At 43.2% G+C, this 13,128-nt stretch carries 17 protein-coding genes and 1 riboswitch; of the genes, 14 read left to right on the top strand and 3 right to left on the bottom strand.

Going from position 1 to position 13,128, the window contains the following annotated elements:
- Positions 1-102 precede the first annotated feature (102 nt).
- The 3 genes from NSS76_RS15570 to NSS76_RS15560 all read left to right on the top strand — a co-directional run bounded on the left by NSS76_RS15570 (position 103) and on the right by NSS76_RS15560 (position 1,849).
- Positions 103-549: a YusW family protein gene (locus NSS76_RS15570; protein WP_326161188.1), complete on the top strand. Its 447-nt coding sequence runs from the start codon at positions 103-105 to the stop codon at positions 547-549.
- Between the two features lie 146 nt (positions 550-695).
- The gene (locus NSS76_RS15565; RefSeq protein WP_008347057.1) at positions 696-1,526 is read left to right on the top strand and encodes an ABC transporter ATP-binding protein; all 831 of its coding nucleotides are present in this window, start codon (positions 696-698) and stop codon (positions 1,524-1,526) included.
- A gap of 71 nt (positions 1,527-1,597) precedes the next feature.
- A complete protein-coding gene (locus NSS76_RS15560; protein WP_024423411.1) occupies positions 1,598-1,849 on the top strand; it encodes a YusU family protein in 252 nt (83 codons plus the stop codon).
- Between the two features lie 215 nt (positions 1,850-2,064).
- Here NSS76_RS15560 and NSS76_RS15555 read toward each other — a convergent pair whose 3' ends face one another.
- Genes NSS76_RS15555 through NSS76_RS15545 form a run of 3 tightly spaced genes read right to left on the bottom strand, consistent with a single transcriptional unit; the run spans position 2,065 to position 2,839 of the window.
- Positions 2,065-2,412: a spore coat protein gene (locus NSS76_RS15555; RefSeq protein WP_024423410.1), complete on the bottom strand. Its 348-nt coding sequence runs from the start codon at positions 2,410-2,412 to the stop codon at positions 2,065-2,067.
- An 11-nt stretch (positions 2,413-2,423) separates the two neighbouring features.
- Positions 2,424-2,657 carry a hypothetical protein gene (locus NSS76_RS15550; RefSeq protein ID WP_224426662.1) on the bottom strand — a complete coding sequence of 78 codons (234 nt, stop codon included), beginning with the start codon at positions 2,655-2,657 and terminating at the stop codon, positions 2,424-2,426.
- Between the two features lie 44 nt (positions 2,658-2,701).
- On the bottom strand, positions 2,702-2,839 hold the full coding sequence (locus NSS76_RS15545) for a YuzL family protein (protein ID WP_103131593.1): 138 nt from the start codon (positions 2,837-2,839) through the stop codon (positions 2,702-2,704).
- Between the two features lie 199 nt (positions 2,840-3,038).
- On the opposite strand from NSS76_RS15545, the gene NSS76_RS15540 reads away from it, so the two are divergent.
- From NSS76_RS15540 to NSS76_RS15490, 11 genes are all read left to right on the top strand, one after another.
- Complete coding sequence (locus NSS76_RS15540; protein ID WP_103131592.1) at positions 3,039-5,426, top strand: 3-hydroxyacyl-CoA dehydrogenase/enoyl-CoA hydratase family protein; 2,388 nt, start codon at positions 3,039-3,041, stop codon at positions 5,424-5,426.
- A gap of 12 nt (positions 5,427-5,438) precedes the next feature.
- Positions 5,439-6,614, top strand: a complete 1,176-nt coding sequence (locus tag NSS76_RS15535; RefSeq protein ID WP_024426007.1) for an acetyl-CoA C-acetyltransferase — start codon at positions 5,439-5,441, stop codon at positions 6,612-6,614.
- A 14-nt stretch (positions 6,615-6,628) separates the two neighbouring features.
- Complete coding sequence (locus tag NSS76_RS15530) at positions 6,629-8,410, top strand: acyl-CoA dehydrogenase family protein (protein WP_341082426.1); 1,782 nt, start codon at positions 6,629-6,631, stop codon at positions 8,408-8,410.
- 315 nt (positions 8,411-8,725) lie between these two features.
- On the top strand, positions 8,726-9,082 hold the full coding sequence (locus tag NSS76_RS15525) for an arsenate reductase family protein (RefSeq protein WP_024423406.1): 357 nt from the start codon (positions 8,726-8,728) through the stop codon (positions 9,080-9,082).
- Between the two features lie 66 nt (positions 9,083-9,148).
- Positions 9,149-9,532: a glycine cleavage system protein GcvH gene (gcvH, locus tag NSS76_RS15520; RefSeq protein ID WP_008347039.1), complete on the top strand. Its 384-nt coding sequence runs from the start codon at positions 9,149-9,151 to the stop codon at positions 9,530-9,532.
- 44 nt (positions 9,533-9,576) lie between these two features.
- Complete coding sequence (locus NSS76_RS15515; protein WP_024423405.1) at positions 9,577-9,813, top strand: YusG family protein; 237 nt, start codon at positions 9,577-9,579, stop codon at positions 9,811-9,813.
- Between the two features lie 131 nt (positions 9,814-9,944).
- Positions 9,945-10,289: a toprim domain-containing protein gene (locus tag NSS76_RS15510; RefSeq protein ID WP_024423404.1), complete on the top strand. Its 345-nt coding sequence runs from the start codon at positions 9,945-9,947 to the stop codon at positions 10,287-10,289.
- 12 nt (positions 10,290-10,301) lie between these two features.
- On the top strand, positions 10,302-10,604 hold the full coding sequence (locus NSS76_RS15505; RefSeq protein ID WP_254805938.1) for a thioredoxin family protein: 303 nt from the start codon (positions 10,302-10,304) through the stop codon (positions 10,602-10,604).
- A gap of 120 nt (positions 10,605-10,724) precedes the next feature.
- Entirely contained in the window at positions 10,725-11,066 is a 342-nt protein-coding gene (locus NSS76_RS15500; RefSeq protein ID WP_024423403.1) for an SCP2 sterol-binding domain-containing protein, read from the top strand.
- A gap of 102 nt (positions 11,067-11,168) precedes the next feature.
- A riboswitch (SAM riboswitch) is annotated at positions 11,169-11,277 on the top strand.
- A gap of 154 nt (positions 11,278-11,431) precedes the next feature.
- Positions 11,432-12,457, top strand: a complete 1,026-nt coding sequence (locus tag NSS76_RS15495) for a methionine ABC transporter ATP-binding protein (RefSeq protein ID WP_024423402.1) — start codon at positions 11,432-11,434, stop codon at positions 12,455-12,457.
- Positions 12,450-13,118 (top strand): methionine ABC transporter permease, encoded by a 669-nt coding sequence (locus tag NSS76_RS15490; protein ID WP_024423401.1) that lies wholly within the window; start codon positions 12,450-12,452, stop codon positions 13,116-13,118. Before NSS76_RS15495 ends, NSS76_RS15490 begins: the two co-directional genes overlap by 8 nt.
- Positions 13,119-13,128: the final 10 nt, after the last annotated feature.

Here is a 13,128-nt window from a genome sequence, read left to right as displayed (position 1 = left end):
CCTTTTTGTTTCAATTTATCATAGTGGGCTGTTTTATTGAATAACAAAAAGGAGCCTGGAGAAGAATAAAAAGCGATGCTGTGAAATAGGAGGAAACACATGATGTGTTGGAAGAAGGCGGGACGAATAGGAGTGCTGCTCTTTATGCTGTCCGGCTGTCAATCAGTTGAACCGTTACAACAAACACATGAAGCAGAAGCAGAAAGTCTATCAGCTGTTCAAATGAAGGAACTGCCATTTCAGCATGTGCATCTGCTTGTCCAATATGGACAGAAAAACGAATTATACGAAGCGACCTACCGTCAGGCAAGAGGCAAAGAGGAAGCAATCATTCGTGATCATATGAATGGAGCCCGCTATGAAGGAGAAGAAGCCTTGCGCGAGATGAAGATGAAGCTGAATGATATATCGATTCCTAGTGCAAAGATCAATGAAGCGTATGTAAATGAACTATTAACTGCTTTTAATTTAGATGATGATTATCAGCGGATTCAGATCGATTTAAAGCTCGAGGATGGGACCAAACGTACATTCCAAAGGAAGAAATAAACGAGACTTTCTCATTTTTTAATTGAAAATGATTTTCAAGATCACTTAAATCTGATACACTAAATTGAGATAAGTGATCTTTTACGTCTGTACATAGACGATATTTCATATAAAAATTTGGATGAGAAAAGGAGCGTTTGAGCGGAATGAGTGCCATTTCTACTGAAGGTTTAAGCTTAGGCTACGGAGAAACAATGATCATCGATGAACTAAATGTATCAATCCCTAAGGGTGAAATCACAGTATTTATTGGCAGTAATGGATGTGGTAAATCCACGCTACTTCGCTCTTTGGCCCGACTCATGAAGCCAATGGGTGGTTCTGTCCTGCTTGAAGGTCATTCCATTGCAAAATTACCAACAAAAGAAGTAGCGAAACAGCTCGCCATTCTTCCACAAGGACCAGAAGCGCCAGAAGGATTAACCGTGCATCAGTTAGTGAAGCAAGGAAGATATCCTTATCAAAATTGGCTGAAGCAGTGGTCGAAGCAAGATGAAGAAGCTGTGAACCGCGCATTGAAGTCAACAAAGATGGAAGATCTTGCTGATCGGACCGTTGATTCATTATCAGGTGGACAAAGGCAGCGTGCATGGATTGCGATGACGCTGGCCCAAGAGACCGATATTATTTTGTTAGATGAGCCGACGACATATTTAGACATGACGCATCAAATCGAAATTTTGGATCTTCTGTTTGATTTAAATGAGAAAGAGCAGCGCACGATTGTGATGGTTCTTCATGACCTCAATCTTGCATGCAGATATGCTCATCATCTTGTCGCGATTAAAGACAAGTCAATCTATGCAGAAGGCAGACCAGAAACAGTGATTAATTGTGATCTTGTGAAAAATGTCTTTGATATGAATTGCCAAGTGACAACAGATCCTTTATTTGGAACACCATTATGTATTCCGCACGGTAGAGGACGCTGTATTGTGCAGCAAGCGCAAGCTGAAACGTTTCTTGCTGCAAGATAATCGTATGTCAAAAGCCTGACATCTGTGTCTCACAGAGTCAGGCTTTTTTCTGAAAAAGGAGCGGAATATCAATGGGAAATGAATTAGATGAAAAGCTGGAAGGCTTGCTTGATAAATATACAGAGCTGCTGCTCGGTGAATCAACAGACGAGCTGAAACAAGATGTGAAACAATGGGTGATCTACTCCCATATCGCAAAAAGCATGCCGCCGCTAGCAAAGCATTTCAATGAAACGTATCCAGAAGCAAAAGAAGAAATCAAACACACGATTCAACGAATCAAACAGTTGAACGAAGCTCATCGCGCCAATAAAGACCGTTAAAAAACTGCCAGCAGCGTGTAGACAAAGCCTCGCATTCTTTGTCAGTCCTGTGCGCTGGTGCTCACGAATGTTCAATTCGCTCCGCGCCAGTGCTCGTCCCTTTCTAGACTGCAAAGGTTTTCTATCACGCTGAAAAGAAGATAAAGGGCTAAAATAAAAATCATTTTAGCCCTTTATCAACAATTGACTGCCAGCTCCAACTGGCAGTTTTTTTCTTATGACATTTGTGATGAACCGTACGGAGATTGATCTGTCAGTGTTTGCTGGAATTTCTGGTGTGCCTGCTGGAGCTTTTGCTGATCAGCGGCTTCAACAGAATACCAGCCATATCGGAACATGACATCATATAAATGTCTTTGTGTTTTCTGTGTTTCCAGTGCAATTCGCTGAATATCCTGATAAAGAGATTCATGACTGAATTCATTGAGCGCTGTGTTGTATCCACTTGTCATATATTTTTCAGTCGACAAGAGGTCTGTGACAAAATCACGATCGTTCATGTTGGTTGTTGTGGGAACCGGAGTTTGTGGATTCCCGATTTTTTGTTGGTTTTGCTGTTCCATGTTTTTTCCTCCTATTGCATAAAGCCAGTAGACTGGCCTTGCCCTGAGCTGCCTAAATGCTGAAGAATTTGTGTGTAATGCTGATGATGCATTTGCCCAACTTGATTTAATTCTTGTTTCAATGTTTGGTCCTGGCAATGCTCGGCCATAAAATGAGCCTTTTTCATGGCGATCAAATTCCAGTTGAGCATATCCTCTAAGTACAAGGAATCCTTCACTGAAATGACTTCTGGGGGCATATTCATTTGCTGATTGTTCAACTTGTGTTCCTCCTTACGAATTTGTTTCCTTACTGTTTCTTTTTATATTGCTGATTTTGACTGGTTTTTTTCCCGCCTAGGTCTGCTTCCTGTGATGGACCTGCGTTTCCTTTTACACTTGCAGCACTAACGCCTGCTTTCGATGGGTTTTTCTTCAAACGAGACATGTGGACATCACCTCCATTCTTACAATTCCCTCTCATCTTTAATTCATACGCCGCAAAATAAGGCACACGAGAATGTGTAAATTTTTGAAATCTGCTATTGAACTGTTTCGGAAAATCTTTTAAGATAAAGAAAGAGGCATTGCTTTTTTTTGGACAAAAAATGAATGACTGTTCATTCAAAATGTTTAGGGGGATATTTATGGGCAAACATATTCGCAAGGCGGCTGTCATTGGTTCAGGTGTCATGGGCTCAGGCATTGCTGCACATTTAGCCAATATTGGGATACCAGTTACACTGCTAGATATTGTGCCAAATGAACTGACAAAGGAAGAAACGGCGAAAAAGCGGACGCTTGATCACCCTAGTGTTCGGAATCGATTAAGTCAAGAAGCGATGAAAAAATTGTTAAAGCAAAAGCCAGCACCTCTTACTTCAGCAAAAAACCTATCATACATCACACCGGGAAATCTCACAGACCACCTTTCCTTATTACACGATGCTGACTGGATCATTGAAGTCGTCACTGAAAAGCTCAGCATCAAAAAGCACGTATTCTCTCTCATCGACGAACACCGCAAAGAAGGAAGCATCGTATCAAGCAATACATCCGGTATTTCAGTTGAAAAAATGGCAGAAGGCCGATCAGATGATTTTAAACGCCATTTTTTAGGCACACATTTTTTTAACCCAGCTCGTTATTTAAAGCTCTTAGAAATCATTCCTATTCAAGAAACCGATCCAGAAGTACTGTCATTTATGAAAACATTTGGCGAGGATGTACTCGGCAAAGGTGTGGTTGAAGCAAAGGACACACCGAACTTTATTGCAAACCGCATTGGCACTTATGGACTTCTTGTCACAGTGCGTGAAATGCTTGAAAACAAATACACTATCGGAGAAGTGGATTCTGTCACAGGACCTCTCATTGGAAGACCGAAAAGTGCGACCTTCCGTACACTGGATGTAGTGGGACTCGACACGTTTTCACATGTGGCACGAAACGTATATGAGCAGGTAGAAGGAAAGGAAAAAGAGATTTTCCAGCTGCCTGAGTTTATTGAAAGAATGCTCGAAAAAGGATGGATTGGCAGCAAGGCAGGCCAAGGTTTTTATCAAAAAAATGGGAAGGTCATTTTAGAGCTTGACCCAGTGACGCTCACATATGGTGAACGCACAAAGCTAAAAGATCCAGGCATTGAAATGGCGAAACAGCAAAAGGGTGCAAAAGCAAAGTTGAAAGCGCTTATTTATCAGGATGGCCGTGCAGGGCAACTACTTTGGAATATGACAGCGCCCGTACTTCTTTATTCAGCTCATCTAAAAGGTGAAATTGCGGATGATATTCAGTCTATCGATAACGCCATGAAATGGGGATTCGGCTGGCAGCACGGCCCATTTGAGCTGTGGGATGCAATAGGTGTCAAAAAAGCCGCTGAACGCATGGAAGCAGAAGGCCACAGTATTCCAGCATGGGTGCAAGACATGCTGTCAAAAGGACATGAGACATTCTATCAAGAGAATGCTGATGGAGAGCGTGCGTTTTATCATAACGGGGCTTATGAACAGGAAAAAGGAAACGACAAACATATATCTTTAGCTAGATTGAAAAAGAAACACGACGTCATCTTCAAAAATTCTGGTGCGAGCCTGATCGATATTGGTGATGATGTCGCCTTGCTCGAATTTCACTCTAAAAGCAATGCCATTGGACTAGATGTCATTGATATGATTAATCGCGCTGTTGATGAGACGGAAAAGAATTATAAAGGGCTTGTCATCGGAAACCAAGGGAAGAACTTCTGTGTTGGCGCAAACCTTGCCCTGATTTTAATGGAGGCACAGGACGACAATTTCTTTGAAATTGACTTTGTGATCAGACGCTTCCAGCAGGCAATGATGAAGGTGAAATATAGCAATCGCCCAGTCGTGGCCGCCCCATTTGGGATGACATTAGGAGGCGGAACAGAAGTTTGTCTGCCGGCAGCAGCTATTCAGGCGTCCAGCGAAACATACATGGGACTTGTGGAAGCGGGAGTTGGACTGATTCCAGGAGGCGGCGGAAACAAAGAGTTATATCTTCGTCACCTGCAAGGATCAGCGAAGCCGTCGCAGACGGCTATACAGGATGCCACGCTGAAAACATTTGAAACAATTGCAATGGCAAAAGTATCAACTTCAGCTGAGGATGCGCGGGATATGAACATGCTCCGCGTGAGTGACCGGATCAGTATGAACGGGGATCACCTGATCTATGATGCAAAACAACTGGTGCTCTCTCTTGATGAAGCCGGTTATCATGCGCCGCTCAAGCAAAAGGTGCCGGTCATGGGAGAAACAGGCTATGCAGCGATGATTTTGGCTGCTGAAAATATGAGACTGTCAGGATACATTTCAGAGCATGACATGACCATTGTAAAAAAATTAGCTCATGTCATTTCCGGCGGGAAACTGCCATTTGGAACAGAGGTAGAGGAGCAATACTTATTAGAGCTTGAAAGAGAAGCCTTTTTAAGTCTTGTAGGAGAAGTGAAATCACAGGCACGTATGCAGCACATGCTCGTCAAAGGAAAACCTTTACGTAACTAAGGGGGAGTCAAAATGAGAGAAGCAGTCATTGTCGCTGGCGCAAGAACACCAGTAGGGAAGGCGAAAAAAGGATCGTTAAAACATGTCCGGCCTGATGATATGGGCGCATTATGTGTAAAAGAAACGTTAAAGCGTGCCGGTGAATACGACGGTCAAATAGATGATTTGATCATTGGCTGTGCAACGCCGGAAGCAGAACAGGGGTTAAATGTGGCCCGGAATATTGGGGCATTAGCGGGACTGCCTTATACGGTACCTGCCATCACCATAAACCGTTACTGCTCGTCTGGACTTCAATCTATCGCTTATGCGGGTGAACGTATTATGCTCGGGCAGGCAGACACGATTTTAGCCGGAGGAGTCGAATCGATGTCACAGGTGCCGATGATGGGGCATTCCATTCGTCCAAATGCTCTCTTGGCAGAGCAAGCACCTGAATACTACATGAGCATGGGGCACACGGCAGAGCAAGTGGCGCAAAAGTATCAGGTCACACGTCAAGATCAGGACGCTTTTGCGGTGAGGAGTCATCAAAAGGCAGCAAAGGCACTTCAAGAAGGAAAATTTTCAGATGAAATTGTGCCTGTTGATGTAACAGAGCGACGGGTAGGTGAGCAATATCAATTAGAAGAGCATCAATTCACGTTCTCACAGGATGAAGGTGTGAGAGCAGGCACAACGGAGGAGATTCTTTCCACATTGCGTCCAGCCTTCTCAACAAAAGGCACGGTGACCGCAGGGAATTCGTCTCAAACAAGTGACGGGGCTGCGTGTGTGATGATGATGGACCGCGAGAAAGCATCCTCACTTTCTCTTCAGCCGCTCGCTAAATTCAGAGCATTTGCGGTTGGCGGTGTACCGCCTGAAGTGATGGGGATCGGTCCGGTTGAAGCCATTCCGCGTGCGCTGAAAATCGCTGGACTTGAGCTGAAGGATATTGGCCTGTTTGAATTAAACGAAGCGTTTGCTTCTCAGGCAATTCAAGTCATTCGTCATTTAGGAATTGATGAGGAAAAGGTGAATGTCAATGGCGGGGCAATTGCGCTCGGACATCCGCTCGGCTGTACAGGAACGAAACTAACGCTGTCACTGATTCATGAAATGAAACGGCGAAACGAACAATTTGGCATTGTCACAATGTGTATCGGCGGGGGCATGGGAGCAGCAGGCATTTTTGAATTGATCTAAAGGGGGAAATCAGAATGAAAGCATTGGAAGATGTAAAAAAGGGTGGAAGCTTTTTAATTGATGAGACGAATTATGAGCATATTTTTACACCGGAGGATTTCTCTGATGAACATCAAATGATTGGAAAAACAACAGAGGATTATATTTTACAAGATGTGGTTCCGCATATTGATCAAATTGAAAACCATGAGTTCGAGCATTCGGTCAGGCTTCTCAAAAAGGCTGGTGAGCTTGGGCTGCTTGGAGCTGATGTGCCTGAGGAATTCGGCGGGCTTGGATTAGATAAAATCAGTTCCGCTATCATTACTGAAAAATTCGCTAGAGCAGGAAGCTTCTCACTTTCCTATGGTGCTCATGTCGGTATTGGTTCTCTGCCGATCGTGCTCTTCGGGAATCAAGCGCAAAAGGAAGCGTACCTGCCTGGACTCGCCTCTGGTGAAACCATTGCGGCGTACGCACTTACTGAGCCTGGATCAGGTTCTGACGCTCTTGGAGCAAAAACAACGGCAGTTCTGAATGAAGCAGGTACCCATTATGTCCTCAATGGAGAAAAGCAGTGGATCACAAACTCCGCATTTGCCGATGTCTTTGTTGTGTATGCGAAGATTGATGGTGAACACTTCTCTGCTTTTATCGTCGAAAAGGATTTTCCAGGTGTCAAAACGGGGCCTGAAGAGAAAAAGATGGGTATTAAAGGATCATCGACAAGAACATTGATTCTTGAAGATGCCCAAGTACCGAAGGAGAATTTGCTCGGTGAAGCTGGCAGAGGTCATGTGATTGCGTTTAACATTTTGAATATTGGGCGCTATAAGCTGGCAGTCGGCACAATCGGTGCATCAAAGCGCGTCATTCAATTGTCGGCAGAATATGCGAACCAGCGTAAGCAGTTCCAAACACCAATTTCTCGATTCAGCTTAATTGGTGAAAAAGCAGCCAATATGTCAGCAAAGCTCTATGCGATGGAAAGTGCTGTTTACCGTACGGTTGGATTATTTGAACAGCGGATGGGGCTCTTAAGTGATGAAGAGCAAAAAGACGGCAAACAAACTGCCCAATCCATTGCGGAATATGCGATTGAATGTTCTCTCTGTAAAGTGCTTGGCTCTGAAACGTTAGATTATATTGTGGATGAAGGCGTGCAGATTCACGGCGGATATGGATTCATGCAAGAATACGAGGTCGAAAGAGCCTATCGCGACTCGCGAATTAACCGGATTTTTGAAGGGACAAACGAAATCAACCGTTTGCTTGTACCAGGTACATTCTTGAAGAAAGCGATGAAAGGAGAGCTTCCGCTGCTTCAAAAAGCGCAAACCTTACAGGAAGAGCTAATGATGATGATGCCGGAAGAGCCAGGCGATCAGCCGCTCGATCAAGAAAAATATTTGCTCGCCCATGCGAAAAAGATCGCCTTAATGGTGGCTGGTATGGCAGCTATGAAATACGGGAAAGCCTTAGACAAAGAGCAAGAAATTCTTGTGAACATAGCCGATATCGTCAATGAAATTTTTGCTGCTGAATCAGCGATTCTGCGTACAGAAAAGGCAATCGCTGCAACAGGGGCAGAAAAGAATGAACAAAAGCTTGCTTACACACAAATTTTCACGCAGGAGGCTTTCTTAAAGATTGAAGCCCATGCAAAAGAATCTTTGATTGCGATGGAGGAAGGAGATTCACTCCGCATGAGCCTGTCAGCCCTTCGCAAGCTGACAAGATTTACGCCGATCAATGTCATCGCCAAAAAGCGCGAAGTGGCAAAACGAATCTTTGAAGCAGAGAAATATATCGTATAAGGACGGCTTAAAAGGTGCGGATATCACTCCGCACCTTTCAGCGTGTAGACAAACCCTCGCATTCGGTGTCAGTTCTGCGCTCCGGTGCTCACGAATGTCAAATTCGCTCCGCTCCGGTACTCGCCCTTCCTAGGGCTGCAAAGGTTTTCTATCAAGCTGAAAAGAAGACAAAGGGCTAAAATCAAGATCATTTTAGCCCTTTGTCAACAATCTGAAAGGTGCGGATATCACTCCGCACCTTTTTGTAAGCATACATTTAGGTTTTTAAAATATTTTGTGATAAAATGTTGTCACAATTTGCAGGAGGTGAAAATGGTGGCTTTAGATTTTTACGAATACCCATCTTGCGGTACATGCCGAAAAGCAAAAAAGTGGCTGGAAGCACACAATAAAGACATCAACAGCATACATATCGTCGAAGAGACGCCTGATAAAGAAACATTAAAAGCCCTTTACGAAAAAAGCGGTTTAGAGCTGAAGAAATTCTTTAATACAAGCGGACAAAAATACCGGGAGCTGCAGCTGAAAGATCAACTTCCTGCAATGTCAGAGGACGAGCAGCTAGAATTACTCGCGTCTAACGGAATGCTGATTAAGCGCCCGATTACAACAGACGGAAAACGAGTCACGGTAGGATTTAATGAAGATACATTTAAAAGCGTCTGGAAATGATGTAACTTTCATTCAGATTGTGGTATCTTCAATATAGATTGTAAGAAAAGACTGGAGGGGTATTGAATGAGCACACCAAAAGATTTACGTTATTCAGAAGAACATGAATGGGTCAAAGTAGAAGGAGATAAGGTGCGTATCGGTATTACGCATTTTGCTCAATCTGAGCTGGGCGATATCGTGTTCGTTGAGCTTCCTGAAGTAGGAGACAAAATCACAGCGGACGAGCCTTTCGGAAGTGTAGAATCAGTGAAAACCGTTTCTGAACTTTATGCACCGATCAATGGCACAATCGTTGAAGTGAACGATGAGCTGGATGACAGCCCAGAATTCGTCAACGACTCTCCATACGAAAAAGCATGGATGATCGTGGTAGAACCAGCTGATGCTTCTGAAATTGAGAACTTAATGACGGCTGAGCAATATGAAGAAATGACAAAAGAAGACTAAATCATGAGAAATTGGACACTCTACCTTTATGGGGGGTGTCCAATTTGTCTTTTCAAAAAGAACACGTGGATATAACAGAGCATGTCACTGGACGATTCAAAGAAAGCGGCATGGTACTTTATCATCAAAATGAAGAGATTGGCACGATGATTAGTGAAAACCAATATGAGCTGAAATCGGGATATTCCTATGATCAAAACCGTTTTTATCGTTTAACGGATACATTGACCGATGGGACAGAAAAATATGTTGACTGTGACGATGAAAATGGCTGGTGCTAATCACAGATGAGACTGCAGTGAACAGAAGCTGCAGTCTTTTTGATGACGAGGCGCTCAATCTTTACAACCTGAATGAAAGATTGTAATCTAAGGAAGAAGTGAATCAACGTCAAAAGGGCCGGGTGATCGTGATGAATGTCGAGATAGAAAAGGTCATCATTGTAGAAGGTAAAACAGACAAACAAAAGCTAAAAGAAGTCATAAGTGAACCTGTTACCATCATTTGCACCAATGGCACGATCAGTACATCGAAGCTGGATCAGCTTGTGGACGATTTAGTGGGGAAAGACGTTTACATATTAGCTGACAGTGACGATGCAGGCGACAAACTGCGGAAGCAATTTCGAAAAGAATTCCCTGAAGCACTTCATCTTTTTGTCGACAGAACGTACCGCGAAGTGGCCGCTTCACCGTCAGCCCACATTGCATCTATCCTATTAGCTGCAAACATTGATGTTCATTCGAAATATTTATGAGGGTGGACGTATATGAAAGAGATTGAAGAACACGAATTCAAGGAGATAGAGGACGATTTATTTCTTTTATACTTATATACACCGTTTTGCGGAACATGCCAGTTGGCAAAGAAAATGCTGGCAGTCGTAGACGCCATGCAGCCGGATGTACCATTTTACGAAAACAATTTAAACTATTCACCAGGCTTTGCGAAAGCATTTGGAATCGAGAGTGTTCCTTGCTTTCTCCTGTTTAAAAAAGGTGAATTGGTGCAAAAAGGCTATGCCTTTCACTCAGTTCCATATCTTCATGAAATGATCGAAACCGCTAAATAAAGCGGTTTTTTGTCATATTTCAAGAAATTCATTTGAAAATTTGTCGAGTTATTTATAAAGGACAAGAAGATGTTTGTAGAGAAATGTTATGTATAACCAAATGACAGGGAGGTTATACATGTGGAAAATGTGAAAGCCCATGGTAACACAGGGCAGCGTTTATTATTAAAGCCGCTGCTCTCATCATCATCCTTGAAGATTACATTTGAGGCGGAAACTGACTCTTGTACATTGATTGTGGATGAACGTGGTGAAGTGAAGAAACTACCTGCAATTGAGTTATCGGATCTCATCTTTTATGGTGAGAGAAAAGAAATTCTTCAATTATTAGATGGAGATATGTCCTTACAGCAGTTAATCAGCAGAGGACAAGTCAAAGTGAAAGGGTCATTCCGTGCGCTCCTTAGACTAGAGGCAGTGCTTTGGCTGACGAACGGTTTTTTTCGAAAAATGATAACGTAGTTGTTTACTTGGAAATTAGCGATTTACAGCGTTGACATATCTCGGGTAGCATGATATCCTACGTTAGTAAAAACATGAACATCACATAAAACAACATATTTTCTCTTATTAAGAGAGGTGGAGGGACGTGCCCTATGAAACCCGGCAACCGTCAGCATAGCTGAAATTGGTGCCAATTCACTCAAAGCCGCAGCGCTTTGAAAGATGAGAGAAAGGCGTAATTGACATAAAAGGCCTTTCTGCTTGCGTTGCAGTTAGGTCTTTTTTACTGACCTGGCGCCAGGCTAGAGTCATGACAGAAAGAAGAATAAATAACGTATGTGATGGAAACCTATAGATTCAGCAAGAAAGCAGGTGATCAGACTGTGATCCATTTACAGAATGTATCAAAAACGTACCATTCAAAAAGCGGAAATGTTGATGCCGTGAAAGACGTCAACTTGGATATTGATAAAGGTGAAATATTCGGAATTATCGGGTATAGCGGTGCAGGGAAAAGCTCGCTTATTCGCCTATTAAACGGTCTGGAGCTGCCAACAGAAGGAATTGTTGAAGTGGCAGGCAACCGGATCAATGAAGTATCGAATGCGAAACTTCGGAAAGCAAGACAAGAAATCAGCATGATCTTCCAGCACTTTAATTTACTTTGGTCAAGAACGGTGAGACAAAACATTATGTTCCCGCTTGAGATCGCAGGTGTACCGACATCTAAACGGAGAGAGCGTGCGAATGAACTGATTAAATTGGTCGGTTTAGAAGGAAAAGAAAATGCATACCCGTCTCAGCTAAGCGGCGGGCAAAAACAGCGTGTCGGCATTGCGAGAGCATTAGCGAATGATCCAAAGGTTCTTCTATGTGACGAAGCGACATCTGCGCTAGATCCGCAAACGACTGATTCGATCCTTGAGCTTTTGGCGGATATCAATAAACGGTTAGGGCTCACGATTGTGCTCATTACACACGAAATGCACGTCATTCGCAAAATTTGTCATCGCGTTGCGGTCATGGAAAATGGACGCATTGTCGAAGAAGGCGAAGTATTACGCGTCTTCAGACAACCGAAGGAAGAAATGACGAAACGATTTGTGAAACAGCTTGCAGAACCAGAGGAAGCGAAAGAAACAATCGAGCACGTCTTAGAACGAGTAAAAGAAGGTCAGGTCGTACGGTTGTCCTTTATTGGAGACTCTGCCGAGCAGCCGCTGATCACTGAAATCATTCGATCCTTCAATGTCGATGTGAATATCCTTCAAGGGAAGATTTCTCAAACGCAGGAAGGCGCGTTTGGAACACTCTTTATCCACATTAATGGGGAAGAGACTGAGGTAGAAAAAGCCATCGCCTATATCCAAAGCAAACAGGTTGAAATCGAGGTGATGACACATGTTTGAGAAATGGTTTCCGAACGTTGATTTAGACGTCATCTGGAGTGCAACAGGTGAAACGGTGTATATGACACTGATTTCATTGGCATTTGCCTTTGCAATCGGGATTATCCTAGGACTCCTGCTCTTCCTTACAGGAAAAGGCGGTCTTTGGGAAAATAAACCGATCAATGCTGTCATCGGCGCTGTCGTCAACATTTTCAGATCGATTCCTTTTATCATTTTAATTATTCTATTACTAGGGTTCACGAAATTCTTAATGCATACGATTCTTGGCCCAAATGCAGCACTCCCTGCCCTTGTCATAGGATCAGCTCCATTCTATGCACGTCTTGTCGAAATTGCACTGCGTGAGGTAGACAAAGGGGTCATTGAAGCAGCACGATCAATGGGAGCAAAAACGTCAACAATCATTTTCAAAGTATTGCTGCCAGAATCATTGCCAGCCCTTATTTCAGGTATTACCGTAACAGCAATTGCTCTGATTGGCTCTACTGCGATTGCAGGTGCAATTGGAGCAGGCGGACTTGGTGACCTCGCCTATGTGGAAGGATACCAATCTGGTAATACAGATGTCACACTTGTAGCTACTGTGTTTATTCTCATCATCGTCTTTATTATTCAAATAATCGGTGATTTGATTACAAATAAAATTGATAAACGTTAAGGGAGGATTT

This window comes from Bacillus sp. FSL R5-0654 (assembly GCF_038008745.1).
Classification (GTDB): Bacteria; Bacillota; Bacilli; order Bacillales; family Bacillaceae; genus Bacillus; species Bacillus safensis.
This window is presented reverse-complemented; position numbering and strand designations above follow the sequence as displayed.